The organism is Lysobacter enzymogenes (assembly GCF_900106525.1).
Taxonomy (GTDB): Bacteria; Pseudomonadota; Gammaproteobacteria; order Xanthomonadales; family Xanthomonadaceae; genus Lysobacter; species Lysobacter enzymogenes.
This window is the reverse complement of the sequence record NZ_FNOG01000003.1, coordinates 184,718-200,931: the sequence shown is the minus strand read 5'-3', so window position 1 is coordinate 200,931 and position 16,214 is coordinate 184,718. Positions and strand designations below refer to the sequence as shown.

Below are 16,214 nucleotides of genomic sequence, written 5' to 3'. Positions count from 1 at the left end.
GTTTTCGCAATCGTTCGCGCGAATCAATTCATGCCGATCCAGACGCGATCAGAACTGCGCCTTGAACTCCACGCCGACGATGCGCGGGTCGTTGACGAAACCGACCAGGTTGTTGAAGTCGATGCCGCCGACCGCGCGCACCTGGTCGAGGATGTTGCGGCCGTACACGGCCACGTCGTAACGGCCGTTGTCCCACATGTAGCCCACGCGCAGGCCGCCTTCGGTCAGCGCCTTGCCGCGGAACTCCTTGGACTCGTACAGGAAGAAATTCACTTCGCTGCGGTAGGCCCAGTCGGTGAACACGTAGAACTCGTTGCCGTTGGCCAGCGGCACGCTGTAGCGCGCGGTCAGGTTGTAGACCCACTTGGGCGCCTGCGGCAGCGGGTTGCCGTCAATCGCCGCCAAGGTCTGGCCGTTGCGCACCACCAGCGGATCGGTGACGGTGCAGCCGCCGCCGCACGGGGCGACGAACAGGTTGGCGTCCTTGATCTTGGTGTCGTTGTAGCTGGCGCCGAAGGTCACCATCAGGTTGTCGGTGACGTACGCGTCGAAATCGACTTCCACGCCCTGGCCGACGGTCTTGTCGGCGTTGAGCAGGATGGTCTGGTTGAGCGCGCCGCCGACGGCGTTGATCTGCTGGTTGTCGACGTTGTAGCGGAACAGCGCCACGCCCAGGCGCGCGCGCTTGTCGAACAGGTCGGCCTTCACGCCGGCCTCGTAGGAGATCACCTTCTCGGCGTCGGCCACCGACGGCTGCGGCGGGGTCTGGAACAGCAGGCGGCCCTGGATGCTGGGCGCGCGGAAACCCTTGGCGACGCGCGCGTACAGGTTCACCGTGTCGGTGGCCTGGAACACGCCGCTGATGTCCCAGCTGACGTCGTCGACGTCGGTGTTGACCTTGAACGGGCCCGACACCGGCGCGCCGAACGGCGCGCTCTGCAGCACGCTGGCAGCGAAGTTCTTCTTGTCCTGGGTGTAGCGCAGGCCGCCGCGCAGCTTGAAGCGCTCGGTCAGCGCGTACTCGGCCGAACCGAACACCGCCCAGGCCTTGTTGCGCTGCTTCTGCTGGGCGTGGCCGGCCTGCACGCCGCCGCCCAGGGTGTCGTAGTTGAGGCTGTCGACGGTGATGTCTTCGTCGAAATAGAACAGGCCGGCCTGCCAGTTGAACGGGCCGGTGTAGTTCGATTCCAGGCGGAATTCCTGGGTCCACTGGCGGTGGTCGGGCAGGCCGTCGGCCGATTCGGCGGTGAACGGGATGCCGGCCGGGGTGCTGCCGCCGGGCAGGAACATCGCGCCGACGCCGCCGTCGATGTCGCCGCGGCTCAGCGAATCGGCGGTCTCGTAGCCGGTGATCGAGTACAGGGTCAGTTCGTTGGACAGATCCCAGCTCAGCTTGGCGCTGGCGCCGAAGGTCTTGAGGTGCTGGAAGTTGCGGCCGTCGATGCCGACCTTGTCGACGTCGAAGCCGTCGAACAGGTCGTTGGTGCCCTTCTTGAACAGCATCGCGCGGAACAGGCGCGCGGTGCCGTTGAGGCGGCGCGCGTGCACGTTGAACAGCGCGTGGAAGGTGTCGCTGCCGTCGTACTGCAGCTGCAGGCGCAGCGCCGATTCGTCGTAGCCTTCCAGCTTCTTGTTGCTGCGCGCGTTGGGGTTGGTGTTGTCGACCCAGTCGTCGCGGCGCTGGAACATCGCCGAGGCGCGGCCGGACCAGTTCTGGCTCAACGGGCCGCTGATCGCGCCTTCGAAGTTGGTGGTGCCGTAGGTGCCGTAGGAAATCTGGCCGTAGCCTTCCAGCTCGCGGGTCGGCTTGGCCGATTCGAACTTGACCACGCCGGCCGGAGTGTTGCGGCCGAACAGCGTGCCCTGCGGGCCGCGCAGCAGTTCGACGTTCTCCAGGTCGAACACCGGGAAGCCCTTGAGCAGCGGGTTCTCGAGCACGATGTCGTCGTACACCAGCGACACCGGCTGGGAGGCGTTCAAGTCGAAGTCGGTGTTGCCCAGGCCGCGGATGTAGAAGCGCGGGAACGCGCGGCCGAACGAGGATTCGATGTTGAGGCTGGGCAGGCGGCCGGACAGGAAGCGGATGTCGCCGCCGCCGGAGCCGAGCACGTGCAGCTTTTCGCGGTCGACGGTGGTGAGCGCGACCGGCACGTCCTTGGCGCGCTCGACCTTGCGCTGGGCGGTCACCATCAGCGCGTCGAGGGTCTTGGCCTCGCCGGCGGCGGGCGCGGCGGCGGCGGGCGGCGCGTCCTGGGCGAAGGCGGCGGCGGAAGCGAAGGTCAGGCCGACGGCAAGGGCCAGGGCATGACGACGGGGAGCACCAAGGTGCTTGGACATGGTCGGGTTTCTCGGTGGACGAGGCGCGCGCGGCGCCAGTGCTTGGGAAACCGCCGCGGCGTTGCGCTCCCTGGGTCGGGGGACGGGGCGCGAGCTCAGGACGGCGTGGGTCGATCGGACCGCCCCTTGGCGGCCGTGACGCGGATCGGCCCGCGCCGTGGTCGGCTCATTGACCGGCGAATGTTACCAAATCATTAAAGAGCCGGTGCTCGAATGGGCGCGAGCGGGGGAGCCCTGTTCAGGGCGGGGGTTGGGGACTGGGCGGCCCTCACCCCAACCCCTCTCCCGCAAGCGGGAGAGGGGCTTTGGAGCGGTAGTGGCGGAGTGCGACGAAGCTTCGGGCGGCCGCGTCCAGGCTCCCTCTCCCGCCTGCGGGAGAGGGCTGGGGTGAGGGCCGCCCCACCCCGCTCACTTCGCCGGAACCACCTTCGCCGGCGCCGCAAACGGCTTCACCCCAAGCTGCCCGTACACCTCGCTGGGGAAATACGCAGTGCGCCCCTGCAGCACCAGCGCGATCTTGCGCAGGTCGCCGATGTCGCGGGTCGGGTCGCCGTCGATCAGGATCAGGTCCGAGCGCTTGCCCGCGCTGACCGAGCCGCGGTCGCCGTCCACGCGCGCGACCTTGGCCGCGTTCCAGGTCGCCACCTGCAGCGCCTGCGCCGGGGTCAGGCCGGCGCGCACGTACAGCGCCAGCTCGTGCTGCAGGGTGAAGCCGGGCACCTCGTCGGTGCCGGCCAGCAGCGGCACGCCGGCCTTGTAGGCGCGGCCGACGAACTCCACCGCCTTGTCGTAGGACTTGTTGTAGCGCTGCCAGGTGGCGTCGTCGGGAATGTTCATCTCCGCCGCGCGGCGGCCGCGCTGCACGTCCGGCGGCAGGTGGCTGTCGACCGCGACGAAGATCGGCGACAGCTCGCCCTCGCGCTGATGCAGGAACTCGAACGTGGCCAGGGTCGGATCGATCGCGATCTTCTTGGCCGCCAAGGTGTTGATAAAGTCCTGCACCGGCTTGGAATCCAGGTCCAGGTCGGCGGTCTTCTCGGCCACCAGGTAGAAGCGCTGCAGCGTGCGCGTGTCGGTCTTGTCGTCGACGAAGAAGTTCAGCAGCAACTGATTGATGTGCTGGATCTCGTCGAAGCCCTGGTCGACCACGTCCTGCGCGCGCAGGAACGCCGGCACGTGACCGCTCACCCGCATGCCCTTGCTGTGCGCGTAGGCGACGGTGTCGCGCAGCACCGCCTTGGGGAAGGAGTTGTAGATCTTGATCTGCGGATAGCTGTGTTCGGAATACCAGTCCACCGCCTTCTTGGCTTCGTCGAGGTTCTTGATCACGAAGCCGTTGCGCGCGGAGTAGTCGCTCTCGCCTTCGATGAAGCCGGCCGGGACCACGTTCGGCGACATCAGCGTGCCGTTGCCGATCTCGCCGATCATCTGCTGCAAGGTGGCGTTGTCGTTGCCCATGTCGCGCACCGTGGTCACGCCGGCGGCGATGTTGAGGCCGCCGTCCCAGCGCGAGACGTGGCCGTGCATGTCGAACAGGCCCGGCAGCAAGGTCTTGCCGCGGCCGTCGATGCGGCGGTCGGGCTTGACGTCCTTGCCGGCCTTGCCGACCGAGACGATCTTGCCGTCGCGCACCAGCACGTCGGTGGCCGCGCCCAGCGTCGCCTTCTCGCTGTCGAACACGCGCACGTCGGTGATCAACGTGGCGCCGGCGAAGTCGTGGCCGAGCTTCTTGCGCAGGTCCACCAACAACTCGCCTTCGGCGGCTTTCTGCCGGGTTTCCAGGGCTTCGGCATTGGCCTGCCAGCCTTCTTCGATCAGTTGCAGGAAGCCGGGATAGATCAGCGCGAACACGCGCGGCCGCACCTCTTGCGTGGCCCAGACGAAGTTCGGGGTGAAGCCCTGCCCGGTCAGCGCCAGCAGTTGCACGGTCTGGCTCTTGCCGTCGCGGGTCACCTGCGCTTCGCCGAGCTTGCGCGAACTCAGGCTGCCGCCGGGCAGCAGCGGCAACTGGCCGTCGCTGCGCTGGGCCAGCGCGCCCAGCGCCACCGACAGGCCGGCGGGCGTGCCGCCGAGCGGCGAGTACAGCGCCGTGCCCGAGACTTTCATCTGGCCGTGGTCGGACTTGGTCTTCCAGCTCGCCGTGTCGCCGTCGCGCTGGAAGCTTTCCTCGACCTTGGCGCCGAAGGTCGAGGTGCCCTGCACCGCGTAGCGGCGATAGGTGCCGTCCTCGGCCAGGGTGTAGGTCTCTTTCAGCTCGGGGCCGCGGCCGTTGTCCTTGAACACGTAGTCGACCGTGACGGTGCCGTCGTCGGCGCGGGTGACGACCTGCTGGCCGGCGCGCTTGCCGCCGTCGACCAGGGCCAGGTAACGCGTGGTTTCGGCCGCCAGCGCCGAAGCGCTGAAGCTCAACAGCAGGCCCAGGGCCAGGGTGCGGCGCGGCAGGGAGAGACGCGGGAAGGTCATTGAGTCGGGCTCGGTCGAAGGAATGGGAAGAACGGGCGAATACGCGGAACCAGGGCCGTGCGAGCGCGGCTCAGTCCTGGCTGTGGGTGATCATCAGCACGTAGCCATCGGGATCGCGCGAGCGGAACTCGCCGCGCGGACGGTAGAACGGGTAGCCCATCGGCCCGGCCTCGTAGCCGGCGGCGACGACCCGCTCGCGCATGGCGTCGACATCGTCGCAGTAGACGTAGAACAGCACCGCCTGGACGCCGTCGTCGACCGGGCCGTCGGCGCGCACCAACATGAACTCGGCGCCGCCGGGGCTTTCCATCCACGCCCACACCGGCTCGTCGCCGCATTCGGGCACGCGGTGCACGTTGCCCATGGCGAAGCCCAGCACGGCGTAGTACTCGGCCGCGCGCGCCACGCTGGCGACGTGGACCATCGGCACGAAGGCCTGGGCGTTGGGGGTAGCGACCATCCTGGCGTCTCCCGGCATGAAGTGGCCGGAGTGTAAACCGCGCCGCGGCGCCTCCACCCGGGCGGTTGGTCATGCGCGATCTGCCGGTTCGCCCGCCGCGGCGGCGCCCATGCCTTTCGTCATGGGCTGGTGCCTGGGGCCATGGGGTAGGCTCCCAGGTTCCCTTTGACGAGGTTGAAGCTCATGAAGCACCCGCTCGCCGTGGCGTTGGCCGTGGCCCTGATCGCCACCGTCCCGAGCCTGGCCCACAATGCCCAGGCCCAGGCCAAGACCGACAAGACCGTGACCTCCACCGCCGATACCGCCGCGCAGAGCGCGAACCCGTTCTTCCAGCCCAGCCCGCTGCCGCTGCAGTTCCCGCAGTTCGACAAGATCAAGGACGCCGATTTCGCGCCGGCCTTCGATCGCGGCATGGCCGACCAGCTCAAGGAAGTCGACGCCATCGCCGACAACCCCGATCCGGCCAGCTTCGACAACACCCTGGTGGCGCTGGAGCGCTCTGGCCAGATCCTGACCCGCTCGTACACGACCTTCGCCAACCTCGCCGGCACCGACACCAACCCGACCCGCGAGAAGCTGCAGCAGACCTACGCGCCGAAGCTGGCCGCGCACCGCGACACGATCTCGATGAATCCGAAGCTGTTCGCGCGGATCAAGGAGCTCTACGGCAAGCGCGAATCGCTCGGCCTCGACGCCGAGGGCGTGCGCCTGATCGAGCGCTACTACTCCGACTTCGTCCGCGCCGGCGCCAACCTCGACGAAGCGCAGAAGACCCAACTCAAGGCGATCAACGCCGAGCTGGCCGAGCTGGGCGCCAAGTTCAGCCAGAACGTGCTGGCCGAGGTCAAGGATTCGGCGATCGTCGTCGACACCAAGGAAGAACTGGCCGGCCTGTCCGACGAGCGCATCGCCGCCGCCGCCGAAGCGGCCAAGGCGCGCGGTCTGGACGGCAAGTACCTGCTGACCCTGCTCAACACCACCGGCCAGCCGCCGGAAACCGACCTGACCAACCGCGCCCTGCGCGAGAAGCTGCACAAGGCCTCGGTGATCCGCGGCAGCCGCGGCAACCAGTACGACAACACCGCCATCGTCTCCAAGGTGCTGACGCTGCGCGCGCAGCGCGCCAAGATGCTGGGCTATCCGAACTACGCCGCCTACGTGCTCGACGACGAGACCGCCAAGTCGCCCACCGCGGTCAACAAGATGCTCGGCCAGCTCGCCCCGGCCGCGGTCGCCAACGCCAAGCGCGAAGCCGCCGCGTTGCAGGCGATGATCGACAAGGAACAGGCCGCCAAGGGCGAGAAGAGCTTCCAGCTCGAGCCGTGGGACTGGGCCTTCTACGCCGAAAAGGTGCGCAAGGAGAAGTTCGCGTTCGACGAAGCCGAGCTCAAGCCCTACTTCGAGATGAAGAACGTGCTGGAAAACGGCGTGTTCTACGCCGCCGGCCAGCTCTACGGCCTGAAGTTCAAGCAGCGCACCGACCTGCCGCTGTACCGCGACGACGTCACCGCTTACGACGTGTACGACGCCAACGGCAAGCAGCTGGCGATCTTCATCGCCGACATGTACGCGCGCGATTCCAAGCGCGGCGGCGCGTGGATGAACTCCTACGTGGAGCAGTCCGAGCTGTTCGGCACCCTGCCGGTGGTGGCCAACCACCTCAACATCCCCAAGCCGCCGGCCGGCAAGCCGACCCTGCTGACCTGGGACGAAGTCACCACCATGTTCCATGAGTTCGGCCATGCCCTGCACGGCATGTTCTCGGACGTGAAGTACCCTTACTTCTCCGGCACCAGCGTGCCGCGCGACTTCGTCGAGTTCCCCTCGCAGGTCAACGAGATGTGGGCCGACTGGCCGTCGGTGCTGGCCAACTACGCCAAGCACTACCAGAACGGCCAGCCGATGCCGAAGGAATTGCTCGACAAGGTGCTGGCGGCGTCGAAGTTCAACCAGGGCTTCGCCACCACCGAATACCTGGGCGCGGCGATGCTGGACCAGAACTACCACCAGATCGGCGACGCCTCGAAGGTGCCGGCGGCCAAGGACGTGATCGCGTTCGAGACCGCCTCGCTCAAGCAGGACGGCATTTACTACCCGCCGGTGCCGCCGCGTTACCGCACCACGTATTTCAGCCACATCATGGGCGGTTATGCGGCCGGTTATTACGCGTATATCTGGTCGGAAGTGCTCGACGCCAACACCGTGGAATGGATCAAGCAGCACGGCGGTCTGACCCGCGAGAACGGCGACCGCTTCCGCTCCACCCTGCTCTCGCGCGGCGGCAGCAAGGACGCGCTGCAGCTGTTCCGCGACTTCGCCGGCCACGAGCCGCAGATCCAGCCGCTGCTGGAGCGCCGCGGGCTGACCGCGCCGGCCAAGCCGGGCAAGCCGGCCAAGGCCGGGGCGGGCAAGGCCAAGTAAGCCTCGCAGCTATCGGTGAGACCCGCGGGGCCGGTTTGTGCCGATCCCGCGCAAAAAGGGCGGCGTACCGTGTCCGGTGCGTCGCCCTTCTTACGTTGGAGCGCACAAGGACCACATCAGATCCGTTATCACGATCTAAATATTGAGCATTAATTGCCTGTTTTTAGTGAGGTTTTGGCGAACAAAGATTTATGTCACATTAGATTCCAATGGACCCCCACTAACCTGATATTGGATATCGACGGCACTGTTTCTACTCACCGAAACAGCTTGGAGTTCGATCAACAGGGGACATCAGGATGGCCGCCATTTCACCAGTCCACCCCGGCGCCGGCGTCAACGGCGCCGACCACCGCAACAGCCGCCGGGTCGCCGTGGTCGAGCGCGATCCGAATCTGCGCCAGCAGATCCAGCATTCGCTGCTCACGCGCCAGTTCGCCATCGTCGAATGCGCCAACGCCACCGCGCTGTACCGCAACCTGCTGAGCGCGCCGTGCGACATCGCGGTCATCGCCAGCGACCTGCCCGACGACAACCCGCGCAACGTCGCCCTGCACCTGCGCCAGCATTCGGACATCGGCATCATCGTGCTCGATGCCGAGGCCGGTTACGGCGGCCAGTCCGACGGCTACCACGAGATCGCCGACGCCTGTTTCCGCAAGCCGGTCGACCTGGACGGCCTGGCCACCGTGGTCACCGCGATGCACAGCCTGCAGCACCACATGCGCGCGCTGCCGACCCGCAGCGGCGGCGGCCAGCCGGAATGGGAACTGGCCCTGGACGGCTGGACCCTGCGCACGCCCGACGGCGCCAGCATCGACCTCAGCGCGCCCGAGCGCAGCGTGCTGCTGCGCCTGGTCAACACCGGCGCCGGCGGCCATCCGGTCTCGCACGACAGCCTGATCGGTTCGCTGACCAACGACGTCTACGACTTCGATCCGCACCGGCTGGAAATGCTGATCTACCGCCTGCGCAAGAAGGTCGCGCTGATGAGCCCGCTGCCGTTGCCGCTGCGCGCGGTGCGCGGCATGGGCTATCTGTGCACCATCGTGCGCGCCAACGGTTGAAGCGCGCGCCGGCGGCCTGAGCGGCCGGGAACAACGCGAAACGACGGCGGCTGCGGCCGCCGTCGTCGTTTCTGCGCGTCGCAGGCATCGGCGCGTAATGCGACGGTGATCGCAAGTGAGCGAGGGTGAAGCTGGATGAGTGCTTTGTTAGCGATCGCTGCCTAGCCTGCGATTGCCGATGCGTCGCCCGCGCCAGCGAACCCGGGCGGCGGCCGGCATCGGGGGACTCAGGACAATCGATGGCGGTCGCGACGCGGCCGCGCTGCGCCCTGGCGCCTGCGATGCCGATCGGCCCGTACCGATCACAACGGAGGCCGCCATGACTTCGCGCCACCCGCACACCCGCGCCATCCCGCCGCGCTCGCCTGCCCTCGACTCCTCACCCCACCGCGACCGCAACGCCGCCCGCGCCGCGCTGCGCGCCTCGATGCTCGCCGCGTGCGTGGCCCTCGCGCTGCTCGCGCGTCCGGCCGCGGCGGCCGAGGCGATCGCCGATGCCGCAATCGCCGACGCCGTCGTCGCCGAAACCGCTGCTGCCGAATCCGGCGCCGAAAACACGCCGCCCGCCGACGAGGATCCCTTCGCCAGCCCCGCACCGCTGCTACCGCTGGTGCTCAACGGCATGCCCAACGCCGACACCTGGAGCTCGGCCGCGGCCTTCGACGGCGGCATGGTCTCGCCAATGAGCGTGATCGAGCCGCCGCCGGCGCTCAACAACACCCTGCCCGGCCTGGCCAGCTATCTGCAGAACTGGCTGCTCGGCGCCGATTACCAAGCCTGCGGCCTGCTCGGCAGCGGCTGCCTGACCATCGACCGCGCCAACTTCAACTACTCCTACCTGTCGCTGATCCTCAACCTGATCCAGGCGCCCAACGTGCTCGACCTGGACGGCAACCAGCCGGCCAACCACCTGACCCTGATCGGCGCGGTGCAGTCGGACAGCTACATCCAGTTCCAGGACAGCAACTACCTGGGCAACAACAACAACGCCTCGTGCGTGGTGATCGGCCTGGCCTGCACGTGGCGCACCAACGCCGCGCAGAACAACCAGGTGCTGATCGGCGACGGCAGCTATGCCAACGGCTCCAACACCATCGTCATGGGCACCAACGCCCGCCACCAGTTGCCCACGATCAGCGCGGCCGCGGCCGGTTTCACCGGCGGGCCGGACACCAACTACGCCGCGCGCCTGGGCAATTCGGTGGTGATCGGCGACAACAGCTTCGGCAATGCCGACCGCCAGACCATCCTCGGCTTCGGCGCCACCTCCACCCACGCCAACAGCGTCGCGCTCGGCGCCGGCTCGTCGACCTCGGTCGGCGCGCAGACCGGCTACGTCGCCTTCGGCCTGGCCGCGCCGCAGAACTCCGCCGGCGAAGTCTCGATCGGCGCGGCCGGCGCGGCGCGCAAGCTCAGCAACGTCGCCGCCGGCAGCATCGGCACCGACGCGGTCAATCTGGCCCAGTTGCAGGGCGCGCTGGCCACCGCGGCCAGCGACCCGTTCGCGGTCAAGTACGACAACCTCGGCGGCTCGCCGAACCTGCAAAGCATCAGCTTGCAGGGTGCCGGCGGCACGCTGGTGTCGAACCTGCGCGCCGGCGCGGTCAACGCCGGCAGCAACCAGGCGATCAACGGCGCGCAGCTGTTCGCCGTCAGCCAATCCAACGCCCAGCGGCTCGGCGGCGGCGCGGCGGTCGCGGTCGACGGCACGGTGACCGCGCCGAACTACGTCATCGCCGGCAACGGCTACAACAACGTCGGCGCGGCGTTGGCTGCGCTCGACGGCAATGCGCAGGCGCTGGACGCGTTCGCGGTGCAGTACGACGACGACGGCGCCGGCAATCCCAACTACGCCGCGATCACCCTGCGCGGCCCGGCCGGCACCGGCACCACGCTCGGCAATCTCGCCGCCGGGCAGATCGCCGCCGGCAGCCTGCAGGCGATCAACGGCGGGCAGATCTTCGGCCTGGGCACCGGCATCGCCAACATTTTCGGCGGCGGCGCCGCGTTCAACGCCGGCGGCACGTTCACCGCGCCGAACTACGTCATCGCCGGCAACACCTACACCAATGTCGGCTCGGCGCTGAGCGCGCTCGACAGCGGCGTCAACGCCGGCAACGCCTTCGCCGTGCAGTACGACGACGACGGCGCCGGCAATCCGAACTATGCCGCGATCACCCTGCGCGGACCGGCCGGCACCGGCACCGTGCTCGACAACCTCGCCGCCGGGCAGATCGCCGCCGGCAGCCTGCAGGCGGTCAACGGCGGGCAGGTGTTCAACCTCGGCACCGGCATCGCCAGCATTTTCGGCGGCGGCGCCGCGTTCAACGCCGGCGGCACGTTCACCGCGCCGAACTACGTCATCGCCGGCAACAGCTACACCGACGTCGGCGCCGCACTGACCGCTCTCGACAACGGCCAGAGCAACGGCAACGCCTTCGCCGTGCAATACGACGACGACGGCGCCGGCAATCCGAACTACGCCGCGATCACCCTGCGCGGCCCGGCCGGCACCGGCACCGTGCTCGACAACCTCGCCGCCGGGCAGATCGCCGCCGGCAGCCTGCAGGCGGTCAACGGCGGGCAGATCTCGACGATGGGCGACTCTATCGCGTCGATCTTCGGCGGCGGCTCGCTGTTCAACGCCGGGACCTTCGGCGCGCCCAGCTACACCGTGCAAGGCGGCAGCTATACCAACATCGGCGCCGCCTTCGCCGCGGTCGACGCCAGCCTGACCAACCTCAACAACCGTATCGACAACCTGCCGCCGGCGACCACGCCCGACCCGCGCGTGGCCATCGACGGCACCGGCAACGCCTCGGTCGCGGCCGGTTCGCGCGGCGTCGCGGTCGGCGCCAGCGCCAGCGCCGGCGGCAGCCGCGCCACCGCGATCGGCGGCGACAGCTACGCGGCCGGCGCCAACGACACCGCGATCGGCGGCAACGCTCGGGTCAACGCCGACGGCAGCACCGCGCTGGGCGCCAATTCCAGCGTCGCCGCCGGCGCCACCAACGCGGTCGCGATCGGCGAAAGCGCCAGCGTCAGCGCGTCCGGCGCGGTCGCTCTCGGCCAGGGCGCGGTGGCCGACCGCGCCAATACCGTGTCGGTGGGCAACGCCGGCCAGCAGCGCCAGATCGTCAACGTCGCTGCCGGCAGCCAGGACAACGACGCGGTCAACGTCGCCCAGCTCAAGGCCTCGCAGGCCGGCACGGTGCGCTACGACAGCAATCCCGACGGCAGCGTCAACACCACCCAGGTGACGCTCAACAACGGCGGCGCGGCGACGACGATCCGCAACGTGCGCGCCGGCACCGCCAACACCGACGCGGTCAACGTGCAGCAGCTCAACGAAGGCGTGAACCGCGCGATCACCACTTCCAACCAGTACACCGACAACTGGGGCAACCAGTTGCGCAACGAGATCGGCCGGCTCGACGACAAGGCCAGCGCCGGCGTCGCTTCGGCGATGGCGGTGGCCGGCCTGCCGCAGTCGTACATGCCCGGCAAGAGCATGGCGGCGATCGCGGCCAGCAGCTTCCGCGGCGAGAGCGGCTTCGCCATCGGCATTTCCACCATCACTGAGGACGGACGCTACGTCTACAAGATCTCGGGCAACAGCAACTCCAAGGGCGACGTCGGCGTGACCGTCGGCGCCGGCATCGTGTGGTGACCGCGGCGGCCGCAGGATGCGCGCCGGCGCTTCGCCGCTGAATCACTGGGACCTCCCCCCGGCGACCCGCCCGCCCCCCGGCCCGCGGGAAGCCAGCCGCCCGGAGCGATCCGGGCGGCTTTTTTTTTTGCGGCCGGGATTCGGGATCGAGAGGGAAATCGCCGGCCCGCGCCGGCCGCCGATCGCCGACCGGCGCGCGCGTGCGGTCGCTAAGATGGCAGTCCTCGGGCCCTGACCCTGCACAAGCGCGATCATGTCTTTCTACGTCGGCGTGTCCGTCGAACCCAGCCGCGAAGCGGTCGCAGCGGCCTTCGCCCAGCATGCCCCGGACGCGCGGCTGCGCTGGTGCGATATCGACGAGGATTGCGAAAACGCGATCTTCATCGAACTCTGCGTCAACAAGAGCGAGTTTCCGTTCGTGCTCGGCACCATCAACCTCACCGCGTATGACTGCTACCGGCTGGGAATGGGGATCGCCCGGGAGCTGTCCATCGCCCTGCGCTGCCGCACCGTTTGCGACGGCACCTGGCACGGGTCGTTCTCCTCGCCGTTCTGGTGCCTGGTCTGGGACCAAGGCCAGGCCTACCTCGGCGTCGACGCCGGCACCGTGTTCGGCGACGATTCGCCCGAACTGACTGCGCAAGAGCGCGCACAATTGGGGCCGATCAAACTGCTGCATCCGCTGACGCCGGAGCAGTTGGCGCAGCCGGAGCGCGAGCCGGCGCCGCAGGCCGAGCACTTGGATCGGCCACAGCCGACACCCATGTAAGGCCCGTCCCCCACCGTTTTTCGGGTTAGTGCCGCATGACCTCCGCCGACTCCGCCGCCCAACGCCTGCACGACTGGCTGCGCCCGCACCGCCGCGTGTTCGTGCTGACCGGCGCGGGCATCAGCACCGGTTCGGGCATTCCGCATTACCGCGACGAAAGCGGCGCCTGGCAGCGCAAGCCGCCGATCGATTTTCGCGCCTTCACCGGCGATGCGCGCGCGCGTTCGCGCTACTGGGCGCGCAGCTTCGTCGGCTGGCCCGCGTTCGACCGCGCCCAGCCCAACGCCGGCCATCTCGCGCTGGCGCGCTGGCAGCAGCGCGAGCCCGGGCACGCGCTGGTGACCCAGAACGTCGATGCGCTGCACAGCCGCGCCGGCAGCCTGGACGTGGTCGACCTGCACGGCCGCCTGGACGAAGTGGTCTGCCTGGGCTGCGGCGCGCGCCAGCCGCGCGCGCAGGTGCAGGAGCGATTGATGCAGGACAACCCGGACTGGCGCGACCTCGACGCCGCCGCGCTGCCCGACGGCGACGCCGATCTCGACGGCCTGGATTTCGAACGCTTCCGCATTCCGCCGTGCGCCGCCTGCGCCGGCATGCTCAAGCCCGACGTGGTGTTCTTCGGCGAAAACGTGCCGCGCGCGCGGGTGAGCGCGGCGCAGCAGGCGCTGGCCGCGGCCGACGCGATGCTCGTGGTCGGTTCGTCGCTGATGGTCTATTCCGGCTTCCGCTTCGCCCGCGCCGCGCGCGAGGCGGGGCTGCCGCTGGCGCTGCTCAACCGCGGGGTGACCCGCGCCGACGACATCGCGACCTTGAAGCTGGAAGCCGACTGCGGTGAAACGCTCGATGCCGCCCTGGCGTAGCCGCGTTCGCTCCCTGTAGGAGCGGCGCGAGCCGCGACCGCGGCAACGCAACTGCGCCGAAACCTACGTCGTCATTGCGTTGCCGCGGTCGCGGCTCGCGCCGCTCCTACAGGGGGCTGCCGCTTTACTTCGCGATCGGGGCGATCTTGCTCTGTTCCAGAAACAGCTTGCGCGCAGCCACGCCGATGTCGGGCTGGTCGATGAAGAAGCCCTGCACGCCCAGGCCGTACAGCTGCAGCGCTTCGCCCAGCGCGCTCTGGTCGATGCCGTTGGCGGTCTGGGTCAGGAACGGTTCTTCGGCGCGCACGGTGTAGGGATGCACCTGCAGGCCCAGCGCCAGCGCGCGGCCGAGCAGCGGGTGGACGAAGCCGGTGTTGCGGGTCGCCAGCAAGGCGCGGCCGTCGCCGTCGGCGTCGCGCTTGGCCGGCAACGGCGCGCGTTCGATCAGGCTGGCCTTGGACGGGCCCAGGCCGGAGACGTAATGCGCCTTCATCCACGCCAGCGCGTCGGTTTCGGTCAGCGCGCCGAACGTCGCTTTGCCCAGGCCGCCGGGGATGGCCTTGCCGAGGTCGCCGTAGATGCGCGCCAGGTCCGCGCCGGTGCGCAGGTTGTAGACGAAGTCGTAGGGCGTATCGCGGCCGAAGTCGCCGTAGAGCTGCACCAGCGGCAGGTCGACGCCGGCGCGCGGCATGATCTCGCGCTTGAGCTCGATCAGGTTGCCGACCTCGAAGCTCTGGATGTACACCCGGCGCGGATCGGTGAAGCCTTCGGCGACCAGCGTGTCGATCAGCTTGCGGCCCAGCGAGATGCCGATGGGACTGCCGTCGAGGTGCTTGCCTTCGCTGGCGAACCAGGTCGGGTGCTTGGTTTCCGGGTAGATGCCGATGACCCGGCCGTCGCGGCTTTCGGCCTTGGCCAGCGCGATCACTTCCTTCAAGGTCGCGATGGCGAACTGGCCATCGAAGCGGGTGTTGCCGGGGCGCACCTGCGGGATGCGCTCCTTGGCGCGCAGGGTCTTGAGCTCGGCCAGGGTGAAGTCTTCGGTGAACCAGCCGGTCAGGGTTTCGCCGTCGATGGTCTTGGTGGCCTTGCGCGCGGCGAACTCGGGATGCTCGGCGACGTCGGTGGTGCCAGAGATTTCGTTCTCGTGGCGCACCACCAGCTCGCCGTCGCGGGTGGCGACCAGGTCCGGCTCGATGAAGTCGGCGCCCTGGGCGATGGCCAGGCGATAGGCCTCGAGCGTGTGTTCGGGGCGGTAGCCGCTGGCGCCGCGATGGGCGATCACGATCAGGCCGTGCTGGCCGAGCGGTGCGGCGGCAGTGGCTTGAGGCGTGGCGGTGTGCGGCATCGGCGGGGTCCGTTCGGGCGCGGCCGCGCCGGCGGCGGTGGCGGCGAGCAGCAGCGCGAGCGCGGCCAGCGGCCGGCGCGGGAAGGTCAGGTGCGGCATCGGGGAATCCTAGATCGTACGCGGGCGGGATGCACGGCGACGCGGCCGTGCCGCCAGATTGCCCGCGGCCGATGACAGGCGATGCGGCGCGCGAACGTCGCGACCGCCGGCCAGCCGCGAACCGCCTGCCGGCGCGGCAGGACGCTCGCTCTCCCCTCGCCTTGCGCTTCCTGCGAAACAGCGCGCTGCAGCGTTGCGCTCGCGCAAGGCGAGCGCGACGGCCATCGCCGCGCTCGCCTGCCCCGCCGCGACCGCACGGACTGCCGCCCCGCCCGCCCCTGCGCGGGCTGGCCCGTGACTGCCGTTTGCGGCGCTCGCGCTCGCTGCGCTTGCGCTCGCCTCGCCTACGGCGGCCTCGCCTGCAGACCGGCCGCGCGCGGGCGGTTCGCCTGCCGCGGCCGGGTTACGGCGTCTTGCTGACCCCGGTGACGGTGACGACGCCGTTGACCGCGGTCGTGGCGATGCGGTCGGGCGAGCCCGTGCCGCCAGGCAGGACCGTCACCGCATTGGCGCCGCCGCCGCGCTGGGCGGAGATGCCGTTGGCTTCGATCGCCTTCAACCACTGCTCGACCTGGTCGGTCTTGTCCGGGGTGGTCTGCTCGGCCACCGCGGCGAGTTCCTCGATCACCGCCGAGGCCTGGATCGGATCGCTCAGCTGCTGCAGCTGCTCGGGCGTGACCTGATTGAAGAACTGGTAGGACATGGATACTCCTGGCGATG

10 protein-coding genes are annotated in these 16,214 nt (G+C 69.0%); 5 read left to right on the top strand and 5 right to left on the bottom strand.

Going from position 1 to position 16,214, the window contains the following annotated elements; genetic code table 11:
* Positions 1–48 precede the first annotated feature (48 nt).
* The 3 genes from BLU84_RS08520 to BLU84_RS08510 all read right to left on the bottom strand — a co-directional run bounded on the left by BLU84_RS08520 (position 49) and on the right by BLU84_RS08510 (position 5,260).
* Positions 49–2,337 carry a TonB-dependent receptor gene (locus BLU84_RS08520; RefSeq protein ID WP_074865234.1) on the bottom strand — a complete coding sequence of 763 codons (2,289 nt, stop codon included), beginning with the start codon at positions 2,335–2,337 and terminating at the stop codon, positions 49–51.
* Between the two features lie 408 nt (positions 2,338–2,745).
* Positions 2,746–4,800, bottom strand: a complete 2,055-nt coding sequence (locus BLU84_RS08515; RefSeq protein WP_074865231.1) for an amidohydrolase family protein — start codon at positions 4,798–4,800, stop codon at positions 2,746–2,748.
* Between the two features lie 70 nt (positions 4,801–4,870).
* Entirely contained in the window at positions 4,871–5,260 is a 390-nt protein-coding gene (locus tag BLU84_RS08510; RefSeq protein ID WP_074865229.1) for a VOC family protein, read from the bottom strand.
* A gap of 183 nt (positions 5,261–5,443) precedes the next feature.
* Between BLU84_RS08510 and BLU84_RS08505 the strand changes: the two genes are divergently transcribed.
* The 5 genes from BLU84_RS08505 (at position 5,444) to BLU84_RS08485 (ending at position 14,047) form a co-directional block, all read left to right on the top strand.
* Positions 5,444–7,681, top strand: a complete 2,238-nt coding sequence (locus tag BLU84_RS08505; protein ID WP_074865225.1) for a M3 family metallopeptidase — start codon at positions 5,444–5,446, stop codon at positions 7,679–7,681.
* Positions 7,682–7,980: 299 nt separating this feature from the next.
* Positions 7,981–8,748 (top strand): response regulator transcription factor, encoded by a 768-nt coding sequence (locus BLU84_RS08500; protein ID WP_074865222.1) that lies wholly within the window; start codon positions 7,981–7,983, stop codon positions 8,746–8,748.
* A gap of 319 nt (positions 8,749–9,067) precedes the next feature.
* Positions 9,068–12,418 (top strand): YadA family autotransporter adhesin, encoded by a 3,351-nt coding sequence (locus tag BLU84_RS08495; RefSeq protein ID WP_074865217.1) that lies wholly within the window; start codon positions 9,068–9,070, stop codon positions 12,416–12,418.
* Positions 12,419–12,671: 253 nt separating this feature from the next.
* The gene (locus BLU84_RS08490) at positions 12,672–13,187 is read left to right on the top strand and encodes a hypothetical protein (RefSeq protein ID WP_074865214.1); all 516 of its coding nucleotides are present in this window, start codon (positions 12,672–12,674) and stop codon (positions 13,185–13,187) included.
* Positions 13,188–13,222: 35 nt separating this feature from the next.
* The gene (locus BLU84_RS08485) at positions 13,223–14,047 is read left to right on the top strand and encodes an NAD-dependent protein deacetylase (protein WP_074865212.1); all 825 of its coding nucleotides are present in this window, start codon (positions 13,223–13,225) and stop codon (positions 14,045–14,047) included.
* Between the two features lie 124 nt (positions 14,048–14,171).
* Here the strand turns inward: BLU84_RS08485 and BLU84_RS08480 are convergent, their stop codons facing one another.
* Both BLU84_RS08480 and BLU84_RS08475 read right to left on the bottom strand, forming a co-directional pair.
* Entirely contained in the window at positions 14,172–15,494 is a 1,323-nt protein-coding gene (locus BLU84_RS08480; protein ID WP_074865210.1) for a glycerophosphodiester phosphodiesterase family protein, read from the bottom strand.
* Between the two features lie 403 nt (positions 15,495–15,897).
* On the bottom strand, positions 15,898–16,197 hold the full coding sequence (locus tag BLU84_RS08475; RefSeq protein WP_074865207.1) for a hypothetical protein: 300 nt from the start codon (positions 16,195–16,197) through the stop codon (positions 15,898–15,900).
* Positions 16,198–16,214: the final 17 nt, after the last annotated feature.